This is a genomic window from Pedobacter frigidisoli (assembly GCF_004331675.1).
Taxonomy (GTDB): Bacteria; Bacteroidota; Bacteroidia; order Sphingobacteriales; family Sphingobacteriaceae; genus Pedobacter; species Pedobacter frigidisoli.
On record NZ_SJSN01000011.1, the window covers coordinates 49,326 to 63,367 of the forward strand.

Genomic DNA, 14,042 nt, shown 5'->3' on the forward strand with positions numbered 1-14,042 from the left:
GTGTGTTTTATTCTTTTAAAATTTAATCTACTTTTTTCACTTCAGTTTTAGCTGAAACGCCATTTTCATTTATCGCTTCAATGGAAAAATAATAAGCTTTTTGGCTGTCCATCGCTTTAAACCAATGTTCGTTAAAATCATGAATCATAATGCAGTTATATAATTTATCAGGCGCCGTACCATAATATAAATTGTAGGCAAAAGCATTATCTACAGGTTGCCATTTGATGTAAGCACTGCGTTTATCTTTCTCGGTTCTAAGCACAATTAAGTTTTTTACTGTTGATGGTTTTTCTCCATTTCCATTCCCAAAAACACGTAAGCCACTGATAGCAAATTTTCCGGTAGGCATGTGGATGTTAACCATTTTGATGAATCTCGTTTTGACTGGGTTTTCGAGTTCGATATAATCGTGAGGAACATCGGTTTTGTTCTGACTTTTATCCACCAAGGTTGTCCATTTTTTACCATCAATTGAGGAAAGGATTTTATATTGATGATAAATGCCAATCTGCTTCCCAATAAATTCAGCATCTTGATCTGCATAATTAATCTGAATCGCATTTACAGTAGCTAAACTTCCCAAATCAGTCTGGATCCATTCGCCATTGCTCGCAGTTTTGGCGCTCCAATAGGTTTTTATGCTTTCATCAACCGCATTGTTGGCGTTAAAACTACCTAATGTTGAGGAAACGGTTACTGGTTTTTTGTAATTGATCAACATCCAACCTGGTCCTGCGGGTCCATTTTCCTTTCGCTCTGCTGGAAGATAAAGTGGATAATCGCCAAAAGCTGTATTGGTCCACATTACATCATCTTTATCAAAACCCGTAGGCCAGATTCCCATTCTGCGCTCCCAAGTGTTTTTTACGCAAATAATACTCGTAGAGATATGCCAATAATTTTGGTTGTTATCCTGAAAAGTTGCTCCATGACCCGCACCACGAGAAAATCCTCCGCCTTTATAACTCAAAGGATCAGATTGTGGCGTTGATGGACTATCGTAAAATAAAGGTTTAGTACCGACGACCACACCATCAGAATAACCGCTAAATTCGGTTCCTGGAGCGCCATATTGGAAATAATATTTACCATTATGTTTGGTCATCCAAGCACCTTCCGAAAAAGGATCTAGAAAAGTATCATCCATATATTCTCCAAAACGCTGCCATCCGTATCTCCAACTTTGCAGCAAATACATAGGCGTACGTGTTCCTTTTGGTTTAAAAGTCTTACGATCTAACTCTACACCATACATCGGATAATTGTTGCTACTGCCATTGTACATGTAGAATTTGCCGTCATCATCGGTAAAAAATGCAGGATCCCAACCACCAATTTTCAATGAATCAACTAACGGAAACCATTTATTGCCCAATGGATCGGTGCTTCCCCAAAGGGTAAAATTTTTGGTATACGTACTTCCAAAAACAACAACCGTATCGCCAATAATTCCTACAGCTGGTGCACAAAGTTCATCTTTGGTTTTGTTCCAAGGGCGAAGAAATTTACGTTCTATGAATTTCCAATTCAGCATATCAGAACTGTGCCAATATCCCCATTGATTGGTGCTAAACAACAGAAATTCGCCTTTATAGTTTACGATAACAGGATCGGCAGTAGCACGGTGTTTTCCCCATTCGGTAAACGATTCGAAAGGCGTGTAACCATAATCAACGTTAATAGGGTTGCAATACGTTTTCTGCTTTTGCGCAAATACGGCCAGAAACGATGTTAGTAAGAGAAGAGTAAGTATGGTTTTTATCATATTGTTGTTTTATTATTGGCCGCAGATTCGCAGATTATTTATATTATACATGATTAGAATTTTTAATCTGCGAATCTGTGGCTCCCTTACTTTTTTATTTCTGGGCTTTCAAATCCCAGCTTTGTTAATCCTTTTTGCACATCTGGATTACTCATAAATAATTTCCATAATAAACCTGATCTATAATTTTGGATCATCACCACCATTGGTCCTTGATCTATCCCCAAATATCTTTTTGGATACCAGTTATCAGTTTCAGAAAAAGCATCGTAAAAACCATATTTTCCCCAAACTTTATCGCCCAAATCTTCATATAAATGGCGAATCACTTTCATGGATTCTTTTGGGGTATAGGGAATGGATGAAATGGCTGCGGTGGGGGAGATCACTCCGAAGTCTTCTTGTGGATTGTGTGCTGCATAACCTTTTACAGAATAACTAGCTGTCAAACCCCAGTTGTTTTCTCCGTAACCTTTAAATTTTTTAGGGTTAGCTACACAATAATCGTGAATGGCTAAAGTATGATTCACATTGTTTTCCCAATAATTCGCATACTGATCTTTTAAACCTTTCGGATTTAATCCCAAATAAGAATAATGTGCCCAAAATAATGGTCCCACAGCATTTTTTTGACCTTGATAATCCATTGTAAAAGGATGACCATATACTTCAAAATTGGCTTTGATGCCACCGCTTCTGCCCCAACCCTCATGGTAAACCTCTGCAGGAATGGTATGAGTAGGAGAGGATGCCGCCAAAACGTACATAATCAAACATTCATTGTAACCTTTAACAGGAAAGTTCATTTCCCACTTATATTCTGGAGACCAATGCCAATAAAGTACGTTTTGTCCGCCGTTGCGATACCAACTAAAGTCTATTCCTTTCCAAAGTCCATCGGCTTTTTTTGCTAAGGCTTTTTCTTCAGAAGTTCCATTTTTGTAATAAGCTTCGATACAAATTAATGCCTGCGCAACGAATGAAGTTTCAACCAAATCTCCACCATTATCTTTTTTACCAAAAGGTTTTACTTTTCCAGTTTCGCCGTAAATCCAATGCGACCAAGCGCCATGAAAGCGATCTGCTTTAGCCAAGAAATCTAAGATTTTATTTAAACGATCAAAGCCTTCTTTCTTGGTTACATAACCTCTATCAATTCCGCTTAAAATCGCCATCAATCCAAAGCCGGTAGCTCCTGTTGCAACCGTACTTTTATCATTGTCAGGGTAAATTTCATCAACATGAAAGCGTTCTCTGGCTGCACCAGAAGTGGGCTCTGCGCCATCCCAGAAATATTGAAAAGTTTGTTTCTGAACCAAATCTAAAAGTTCATCATCCGATAGGTTCTTTTTAATCGCTAGATCGGGATTATAAACTTTGCTTTCCTTTTGCGTACAAGATGAAAAGGAGATTAAGATAAAAGAAATAATGAATATGTGGTGGAATGTAAATTTCATTTAGGGATGCGTAATATTTAAAGGTTGGGACTACTGAAACCTAAGTTTTTCATGCCTGCTTTTACTTCTGGCGCACTCATAAATAGGTTCCAAATTAATTTTGATCTATAGTTTTCAACCATTACCACAATTGGTCCTTGATCAATTGCTAGGGTAGAAGAGGCGAACCATTGGTCTTTTAAAGAAAATGCATCGTAAAAACCATACTCTCCCCAAGTTTTATTTCCTAGTTTGTAATAAAAATATCTTAATGCTTGCATCGATTCCGTTGGCGTGTAGGCAATTGAGGAAAGCGCAGCAGTTGGTGCAATGGTACCCACATCATTTGTTGGCGAACTCGCCGTGTATCCATTTTGAATATCGCTAGCTGTTAAACCCCAGCAATTTTCGCTGTAGCCATAATAGCCTAATGGATTTGCTTTGCAGTAATTGTAATTAATTAAGGTATGTGCCTTTGTTTGCGTTTCGTAATTGGCGTAAGCATCTGTTAAGCCCGTCGGATTAATACCCATGAAAGAATAATGAGCCAAGAACAAAGGACCACCACTCGCTGGACCTAAAGGAAGTTGAACTCCGTAATAAGTATTGCCATTTTTCATTGCCCCGTTTTGTGCCCAACCCGTATCGTAAACTGATTTCGGTATGGAATAAGTAGGGGATGCCGCCGCCATTACATAGGTAACCAAACATTCATTCCAACCCTTAACTGGCAAATTCATATCCCAGTTATAATTCGGACTCCAATGCCAGTAAAGCGTAGAACTATTGTCTTTGCGATACCAGCTCCATTCTACGCCGTTGTAAATGTTATTAATGTCATTTCTTAATGCAGTTTCATTGGCATCTGCACCATTAAAATACTGTCGAGCGGTAATCAAACCTGCCATTAGATAAGAAGTTTCAACTAAGTCACCGCCGTTATCTTTGGTGCTAAAAGGAATTACTTTTCCAGTGTTTCCATCCAACCAATGTGGGTAAGCGCCGTGGAAACGTTCGGCGGTTTTTAAGAAAGCTACGATTTTTTGTATGCGGGCAAGTCCATCAGCTCTGCTAATAAAATTACGACTCACACCAGTAACCAAAGCCATGATTCCAAAGCCCGAACCACCAGAAGTAACGGTATTGCCAGATGTATTTCTTTCTCTAGCCAAACCACTTGTCGGGTGACCAAAATCCCAAAAATATTTAAAGGTTTGTTTTTGAACGAGTGTTAAAAGTTCATCATCGGTAATGCGGGCGAATTTGTCGGTATCGTCTACCGCTGTTATTAAGTTTACAGCAATACTGGTTTGTAATTTATTGCCGGTTTTTGAAAGTAATCCCGTATTAACGGTTAAAATATATTTTGTAATAGGTTGCAAGACCGATGGCGTAATTACAACTGTATTATCGTTATTCTCTAGGGTTGGAGTAAATGCTACTGAAGTGCCAGCAACATCAGTTAAGGTAACGTTTCCGCTAACGGAAGTGAGATTAATTGGAGAGGAAAAAGTGATTTTAACAATGGGAATATTGTTTAAGCCATAATAGGTAAAGCCACTAAAAGTGCCATTTACTTTTAAATCGGAGAAAGTGTAGGTAGTTGTTGTAGGTAGAGTTGGATCAACAGGAGCTGGATTATCTGTTTTCTTACAGCCAAAGAAAACTGAAAGGATTAAAATATAGGAGTAGATTGATTTCATTTTTTTGTTGATTAAAAAGGGCTGCCGTATGGCAACCCTTTTATTTGCTTATTTGGATTAGGCTATTTATTTTCCTCTTCCTTCTAATTTGGCTAAGAAACCAACCTCATCATCAGTTAAGGCTTTATTGTAAATTTTGACTTCATCTAATTGACCAGTCAAGAAATTTGCCCAAGGCTCTTTTGAATGGCTTGTTGTTTGACTTGGTGTTGTCATAAATTGAACTGTACCAAAAACTAAATTTCCAGAATTAACAAAATTCAAAGGTCCAGTTATTCCATCTAGTTTTCCAGCGCTTAGTCTAGAGCCATTTACGTATACTTTTACCATTGAGGTTGTTTCGTCATAAGAAACAGAAAACGCATTCCATTTACCAAAAAAGTTAGCCACATTACTAACATTGTAGGTTTTGTCGCCAGTTCCATTATTTATAAACACGACTTTTATAGTTGCATTGTCGTTAGTGCTACCATTTTCGATAAATACTTCTAAATTACCCCAAAACTGAGATTTATTAGAAAGACTGAAAAGCCCAATAATTCCAGTAGTTGGGGCAGCTGTATTTACCCATTCTGTTAATGTAAAACTCTTTAAACTTGTAACCTTAGTAGATGGAGCACTTAAAGCGTACTTATCAATTCCACCTTGTAAAGACTGTCCCTTTATACCTGTAATGAAGCTTGTTCCTGTGTTCACACCAGCAGTGTTCGATATGCTATCGATTAAGCTGCCATCGAATGCCCAGTAGGCAACTAAATTACTTGTGGCGATTTGTTTCGAATTGGTGTATCCTCCAATGTTTAATGGTGGAGCATAGCTATTCGGATCAAATTCTTTTTGGCATGATGATAACCCCAAGGTTGCCATTGCTATTAATATAAAATATTTTGTTTTCATTTATCTTAAAATTAAGCGATTAATAACCTGGGTTTTGAGTTAAAGTTCCTGCGCTTTTATCAATTTCGTTTGAAGGAATTGGCCAAACTTCATTTTTGCCAGCTTTCCAGCCTTTAGGACCAAATACTGCGGTTCCACGACCTTGGCGAATAACATCGAAGTAACGATCATACTCCATTGCTAATTCGACAAATCTTTCTTTCCAAATAGCTTGACGAATTACTTCCTTGTCTGTTGATGTAACATCAGGAAGAACTCCAGCAACACCTCCTCTTGCACGGGCTCGCACAAGATTTAGTGAAGTCTTGGCTAAAGTTGGATTTCCTTGTTCGTTTGCTGCTTCAGCATTCATTAACAAAACCTCTGCATAACGAATAACTCGTACGTTTTGTTGAGCACCTTGGTTGTAGCTTGAATTAATCAAATTAAAAGGTACATATGGTTTTTGGCTGTACATCGGATTTGGCACCGTAACAGGAATGGCATCACCTTGCGGCGTAGTTTCTCCTCTAAAGATAATAGTTGCATCTCTTCTTACATCGCCAGGCTCGTATGCTGCAGCTAAAGCAGCGGTAGGAACATTCAGTCCATAACCACCTACTGTACCCCTGACGCCTTGTATTTGGCTATACTGAGATGTAGCTGAACCATCAATAGTTGGAATAATTTCACATTGGATTTCAAATATTGATTCCACATTATTCTCATTATTTAGGCGAAAGCTTTGCTCGTAATTAGGAAATAGACTGTAACCCATCGTCATCACAGTGTTCGTTAGGCTAAGAACATCAGTCCATTTTTGTTGATACATAGCCACTTTAGCATGTAATGCAAGGGCTGCGCCTTTTGTAGCTCTACCTAAATCTGCTGCTGGATAAGTTTGAGGCAATACGGCGGCAGCATCATCTAAATCTTTCTCAATGGCAGCATAAACTTGTGCTTTAGGTGTTCTAGGGATATTAAATTCTGAAGCATCCTTAGGAACATTTAAACGTAAAGGTACATCGCCATAGGCTCTAACTAATCGAAAGTAAGAGTAAGCACGAACAAATTTAGCTTCTGCAAGATATCTAGCTTTTAAGCCTGCATCCATACTAATTGCAGGTATATTATCTAAAACTTGGTTACATAAATTAATGTTTTTGTACTGGCCATTCCAAAATCCTTGTAGCTGACCTTCTGTAGATGAGACACTAAAATCATCATAACTGTTGTAATAACTCGCATCATTTGGATCACTGCCTTTTTCGGCGTCATCACCACCAACACTTTCTATTGCTATCGCCGGAAATCCTGTGTTATCATTGGCTCGCAGTATACCATAGATTGAATTAACAGCTTTAGTTGCATCATCTTGAGTTTTCCAAAATGTAATGGCGGGTTGCTGTGCTTGGGGATCTACATCTAAAAAACTTTTTTTACATGCAGGCAGTGTGAATAGACTTGTGCACAGAGCGACAAGTCCAATCTTTTGTATATAATTATTTTTATAATTTAATTTCATGGCTATGTTTATTAGAAAGTAACTTGGAGACCTAATCTATAAGTAGCTGATAAAGGATAAACGCTTGCATCGATTCCAGCATTTGTTGGTGATCCTCCAATTTCAGGAGTAAAGCCTTTATAACCAAAAAGATTCACGGCATTTTGCGCATCAACAAAAACTCTTATTCTTTGCATCTTCCATTTGCTCATTAACATTGATGGTAAAGCATATCCCAATTGAATATTTCTTAAACGAATGTATGAACCGTCTTCAACATAAAATGAATTAGGGGCAGCATTTGCAGTTGAGCCTACAGCAGCCGAAGGATAGGTGGTTGAAGTGCCAGCTCCATGCCATCTGTTATCGTAAAAATCTTTACTAAAATTTTCATTACCAAAGCGATACGCAACATTTGCATTGAATACATCCACACCAGCAACTCCTTGGATGTCTAATGACATATCGAAGTTCTTGTAGTTGAATGAAGTATTTAAACCATAACTGAATTTAGGATTAGGATTACCTAGAACAATACGGTCTTTACCATCAATAATTCCATCACCGTTTTGATCTGTGTATCTAAAATCACCTGGCTTAGCTGTTTTTTGGGCTGATGCAGCAACTTCAGCAGTATTTTGAAAGATTCCAGCTACATCGTAACCGAAGAACTCTCCAATTGCACCACCTTGAATTGTACGTGTTGCTAACGCACCATTCGCTATTCCAGCACCGCCTGCATAAATTGGATTTAAACCAGTTACTACAGATATAACTTTGTTGTTATTAATTCCAATATTCCCACTAATTGAATATCCAAAACCGCTTTTTGTTTTATCAGTAAATGTTGCTAAAAATTCAAATCCTCTGTTTTGGAAATCTGCTTGATTGCCAATTAATGATCCTGTTGCTGTTCCAATAGAACTTAAAACGGGAATTTCAAAAATGGCTTGTTCAGTTTTTTTGTTGTAAATACCTGTTTCGATGCTTAAACGATTATCCAAAAATCTTGCCTCAATACCAAGATCTGTACCAGTTGTACGCTCCCAATTTAGAAAAGAAGGAACCAATGAGTTGATGTTTGCACCAGTGTATCCAACGCCATTAAAAAAGGCTACTAAATCACCACCTTGAAATACAGTTAGCGTAGTTGGATTAATTGGAACACCTGCATTACCTACCTTACCCCATGATCCTTTTAGTTTTAAGTAATTAACAACTTTTTGATCTTTCATGAAATCTTCATTGCTAATTACCCAACCTGCACCAACTGCTGGGAAATTACCCCATAAGTCACCACCCCCAAAAAATTGAGATGCTCCGTCTCTACGAATAGTAGCATTTAACAGATATTTATCCTTATAAGAATAATTCACGCGACCAAAGTAAGAAGCTGATGTTGATAAAGTTCCACCATCCACTACAGTACGCGTAGCCGCAGTTCCTAGAGCTAGGTATAAATCACCATCACTTGAATAGGGAACATCAAAAGCTTTCGAATTAATAAAATAAGATTTTCTTCGTTGCGCTGTTGTTCCTAGTAAAGCTGTTATGTTATGATTGCCAAAAGTATTTTTATACGTTAAGGTATTTTCTAGGATCCAGTTTCTTGTTTCACTTCTCTTTATTTCTAACGTGCTTTGTGTTGTTCTCTGTCCCTGTGTTGCTGCATATATAGGCGTGTATGCTCTAACCTCATTCTGGCCAAAATCTCCGCCAGCGCTGGTTTTAAAGGTAAAATTTTTGGCAAATGTTAATTCGGCATAAACATTTCCATTCATTCTATAGTTTTTAGATTTCTGATTAAAATAATCTAAAGTAACCTGTGGATTGAAATTGTTTCCACCACCTAAGCTAAAATCATTCGCATCGCCATAAGTTCCATCAGCGTAATAAACAGGTACTACTGGTCCTGCTGTGTAGAGCTGACGAAATATACCATCGTTAATGTCGTTTGTATTAATGGCTGTACCCGAAACGGTATAACCGATTTTTAAAGGTTTTAATACCTGAAAATCATTGGATAATTTAGCTGTATAACGTTTATAGTTCTGAGTTTTCACTATTCCATCCTCATTAGTGTAACCTAAAGAGAAATTGTAAGTTGTTTTCTCTGTTCCACCATTTACTGAGATTTGATGATTCGTTTGTAAAGCATTTCTAAATGCTTGATTGTACCAGTTTGTACCCGTACCAAATGAAGAAGGATTAGTAAACAACGGATTGGCGCCGTTTGATGCAGATAGTTCGTTAATTATGGTTGCATATTCTGTGGCATTAGCCATTTCAACTTGGTTGGTTACAGCCTTATAACCTATAGATCCATTATATGCTATACTAGGTTCGCCAATTTTACCTCTTTTTGTGGTTACCAAAACAACACCATTTGCTGCACGAATACCGTAGATAGATTGAGATGAAGCATCTTTAAGAATACTTAAGTTTTCGATATCGGCCGGGTTTAAGAAGCTAATGTCATCATACCACACACCATCAACAACGTATAAAACACCAGTATTGCCATAAACTGTTCCAGTACCACGGATAGTTATTTGCGGAGATGAACCTGGAGCACCGTTATTGGTTATAGAAACACCTGCAACTTTACCTTGCAAAGCACTTACAGGATTAACAGATGCCTGTTTTGAAATATCTTCACCTTTTACAGTTGCTACAGATCCTGTAACGTCGATTTTTCTTTGTGTACCATAACCCACCACTACTACTTGCTCTAATTGTTGTGATGATGATACTAGTGAAACATTTATTGTTGTACGGTTAGCAACAGCCTGCTCTTGTGCTGTGTAACCTACGAAGTTAAATACCAATGTGGCATTTGCCGGAGCACTAATTGAGTAGTTTCCGTTTGCATCTGTTTGTGTGCCGTTTTGTGTTCCCTTGATTAAAATAGTTACGCCAGGAAGGGAGGTTTTGTCGCCTCCATCAAGTACCTTACCTTTTACAGTAATGTTTTGCGCAATCGCTACATTAATCATTAGTAGACAAAAAGCAGCGAGAACAGAAAGTCTTGTAAAAATTCTTTTCATGCTTTATTATATATTTAGTTAATTGTTATGTTAAAAGTGAGGTTGTTTTTTTGCTTGTGCAAGTAATGTTACCTCTACATTATTACATCAAACAGTTTGGAAAGGTATCTCAGCGACAAAAACTAATTTGGAATTTAGGCTAAAAACAGGCTTTTTAAGATTGGAACTGAATAATTACCTGCACACTCGTGTAGCCCATACACTAAGTGTTTTGTGGGGTGCTTAATCTCAGTTTGAGAAGGTAATGATGTAGTGGTAAAATACAGAGATATTTCTTTTAGCCAAAATATTGAATTTTTATGCAAACGTTCCCGAGATACTTTTAAGCCATTTTATTTTAATAAACCACGAATCGTTACAACTCCATTAGAAATTCTGTAAGGTTTTTGTCGTGTGGTACTTCTAATTTTTTGCGAAGGCGATATCTTCGAATTTCCACACCTCGTAAGCTTATGTTTAGTAATGAAGACATCTCTTTACTACTCATATTCATTCTTAGATATGCGCAAAGCTTTAAGTCGTTTGGGACAAGGTCTGGATGTTGGGCTTTTAGTTTTTTAAAGAAACTTTCATGCGCCTCATTAAAACTGTTTTCGAAAAGATGCCAATCTCGTTCATCGTTCATCCCATCGTTAATAACTTTTTGGATTTTTCTGGTTTGATCATCAGAAAGCTTCTTGCCAGTTTCATCTTTCAATTTGGTTATCTCATCGCTTAACTTTTGGAGCAACTCATTTTTATAAACCAATGTCATTGCGGAGTTCGCTAATTCCCTATTTTTAGAGGCCAGTTCTGCTTGTAATTTTTCGGTTTGGAGCTTAATGATTTGCTTCTCATTTGCTTCCGTCTCAAGTTTTAATATTTCATCTTGCTCGCTTTGCAGTCTGTCGGTAATTTTCTCACTGTCTCTTCGGAGCTTCTGTTCATATATTTTTTTACCCAAGATCAGAATGATCACAACAGCAATTACATAAAGAAGAATTGCCCAGTTGTTTAGGTACCAAGGCCTCAGAATTATAAATTCATAAATGGTTTCCTTACTGATGGAGTTGTTGTCAATTTTGGCTCTAATTTTAAATTTATAGCTTCCACTGCTTAGATTTGTGAAATCTTTTTGGGTGGCATAACTCCAATCAGACCATTCTTTTGAATAACCCTCCAAATAATATTGATATTTAACTTTCGCCTGGCGATAGAAAGGTAATGAGAAAGAGATCCTAATATTATTGCGGCTGTTTTTAATTTCCGTTGGTTCTGTATTATTACCAGATTCACTAATGAGTGAGTATTTATCAGTAATATCTTCTACTCGTCTGATCAAGACAGCTGGCAATTGCTGTTTTTCTATGGTCAGCGCTTCTGCGGGGTTATAAATCACGAAACCATCATCTACACTAACCAAATAAATTAAATTACTTATGCGGCTGATGTTCTCATAATACTGAACCATTCTTCCATCGAGAATGCTAAACTGATTGGAATCTATTTCCACTTTTCCTGGCTCAGAAAAATTAACCAGAGCTGTTTTTCCATGGTTAATAAACCAATATCTTTTTTCCCCTGCGCTAATTATTTTGTTTGAAGTGGCGAATGAACCAACCCTTTTATTTAAGGTTTCGTATTTGGTAAACTTATTGCTCAATTCATCATAAGTGTAAAACCCAGCATCAGAAGAAAAAACGATCTTATTTTCTAGATTAAAAATATTGATGTTGTAATTTCCTGGCAGACCATTTCTTTCATCAAAATATTTTATACTAGTTACTTTTTTGTAATCAGCGCTTAGGCTAAGTTTATATAAACCTTTGTAGGCGTGGCCAACCCAGATATCTCCTTTATTATCTTTTTCGATATACCTAGAAGGCGCATCAAATCCAGCAATTCTGGATTCGAATTTTAAGCCGCCAGCTGCGGAAGTAGAAAATAGCGACAAACCTGTATAGGTTCCCTGAATGAGATAATTTGGATTCGATTGGAGCTTCTTTATTGTCCAGCCGCCACTTGATCTCGAAATCCATTCAATGCGATCGCCAATTACCTTGAACGTTCCACTATTATGGCCGCAGATTAATTCATTATCTACGATTGCCAATTCCCAAACCTGCCCCTGAGAATTTGGAATAAGCTTAAAATTGAAATTGAGTTGGTTAATTGGCGACCACTCACTATAAAATAAACCTTGATTGGTGCCTAAGTAAATTTTGTTGTTAAAGATTATACTCGAGTAAACTGTTCCAAATTGGCCCGTTTTGTCGAAATAAAAATAAAGTGGTGAGTTCAATTCAATTCGATCTATTCCATTGTCCAATCCCGCCCATAAATTTTGCTCATTATCAGCATATAAACTTAGTATGGTATTGTTTTGAAGTCCGCTTGATTTGTTAATTCGCTGTACAACCTTTCCTGATTCATCAATAATGATTAAACCATTAAGAATTGTTCCATAGGCATAATATTTACCCAACAACATTACCCCATTATTGAGTTGGTAGGTTTTTAAATAATCATTAGCTGATGTAATTAATGGAGAAAAATCTTTTCCATTGTAAATAAAAAGACCGTTTTTGCTCGTGCCAATGATGAATTGGTTATTTTTATATGGGAGGATAGATAAAATCCCTTCTTTACCTAGTTTATCACTTTGTGGGATGAAAATTAACTTGCTACCAATGAGTTCATAAAGTCCTTTTTCCAGTACCTCGATAAAATACCGACTATTAACCTTATGGAGAAAAAGAAAGGAAGATGGCGATTTAGCAATTTCTATCTTATTGTTTTTGTAAATGAATATTTTAGAGAATGATTGAAATATTACACGATCCTTATCTACATAAATTTTCCAGATTTCATCGGTTACTGTAATCCCTTTTGGCAACAGTTTAGTGAGGGAATTATAAGAAAGTTTACTGTTTTTAATTGCCCAATATCCAAATTCTCCAAAACTTCCTGTATAAATTCTCCCATTATTATCAGTAGCTACAGATCTCACAATCTGCCTGTTGGGCATTTTATATTTCTGCCAAAAACGACCATCAAAAGTTAAAAGTCCTTCGGCATTTCCAAACAATGCTCCAATTTTGATTCCCAGATGCATAAACAGATTTTGGATAATTTTCAATATAAGGAACACCAATACTTTTAATATCGGCTGCATAGGTGTTTAAGGATGTAAGGGATAGTAGTAAAAGGAAACAGAAAAGTTTTAGCATAAAATGGTTTATTGGTTAGGCCATTGTTACACAAAGTAAATGAAAAATTGTTGGATGGAAGATAGGGGATGGTTAATAGTTTATAGTTAATAGCCTACGGGCATTCAATCGATTGAGATTAGTGTAATGAGTTTTTTAAGGTAGAAATCATTTTACAAAGCTGTTCGAATTCGGAATATAGCCGTTTGAATTCTATTTCAGAAATATATTTTCTAGAGACAGCCATAAATAAACAACTCACAACTTCTAGTCCTTAGCGAACGGAATAAGTCAAAAATCTTGAAAACTCGGCTTTTGATTGTCCTAAACATCCCTCTGCGATATTTAGATTTACAGAATCAGCAGCTTTTTTAATCTGATTAGACAAGCTAAAAAGTTCAATTTTTGGAAACTCTTTCGCTATAGCATCTATTTCATTACTAAGCTTCAAGGATATTTGCCAAACCTTTAATTCTTCAAATTTGAAAGCCATAACTTTTATTTCAGAATTAAAGATATG

8 protein-coding genes are annotated in these 14,042 nt (G+C 36.8%); all 8 read right to left on the reverse strand.

The window, feature by feature from the left end; translation table 11 throughout:
* Positions 1-22: 22 nt before the first annotated feature.
* A complete protein-coding gene (locus EZ449_RS14710; protein WP_131560146.1) occupies positions 23-1,768 on the reverse strand; it encodes a discoidin domain-containing protein in 1,746 nt (581 codons plus the stop codon).
* Between the two features lie 86 nt (positions 1,769-1,854).
* A complete protein-coding gene (locus EZ449_RS14715; RefSeq protein WP_131560148.1) occupies positions 1,855-3,225 on the reverse strand; it encodes a glucoamylase family protein in 1,371 nt (456 codons plus the stop codon).
* 17 nt (positions 3,226-3,242) lie between these two features.
* Complete coding sequence (locus EZ449_RS14720) at positions 3,243-4,907, reverse strand: glucoamylase family protein (protein WP_131560150.1); 1,665 nt, start codon at positions 4,905-4,907, stop codon at positions 3,243-3,245.
* A gap of 66 nt (positions 4,908-4,973) precedes the next feature.
* On the reverse strand, positions 4,974-5,804 hold the full coding sequence (locus tag EZ449_RS14725) for a LamG-like jellyroll fold domain-containing protein (RefSeq protein ID WP_131560152.1): 831 nt from the start codon (positions 5,802-5,804) through the stop codon (positions 4,974-4,976).
* Positions 5,805-5,823: 19 nt separating this feature from the next.
* Positions 5,824-7,308 carry a RagB/SusD family nutrient uptake outer membrane protein gene (locus tag EZ449_RS14730; protein ID WP_131560154.1) on the reverse strand — a complete coding sequence of 495 codons (1,485 nt, stop codon included), beginning with the start codon at positions 7,306-7,308 and terminating at the stop codon, positions 5,824-5,826.
* Positions 7,309-7,319: 11 nt separating this feature from the next.
* Positions 7,320-10,334 (reverse strand): SusC/RagA family TonB-linked outer membrane protein, encoded by a 3,015-nt coding sequence (locus EZ449_RS14735; protein WP_131560156.1) that lies wholly within the window; start codon positions 10,332-10,334, stop codon positions 7,320-7,322.
* A gap of 355 nt (positions 10,335-10,689) precedes the next feature.
* Positions 10,690-13,428, reverse strand: a complete 2,739-nt coding sequence (locus tag EZ449_RS14740; protein ID WP_225872335.1) for a triple tyrosine motif-containing protein — start codon at positions 13,426-13,428, stop codon at positions 10,690-10,692.
* Positions 13,429-13,796: 368 nt separating this feature from the next.
* A complete protein-coding gene (locus tag EZ449_RS23520) occupies positions 13,797-14,015 on the reverse strand; it encodes a four helix bundle protein (protein WP_394347144.1) in 219 nt (72 codons plus the stop codon).
* Positions 14,016-14,042: the final 27 nt, after the last annotated feature.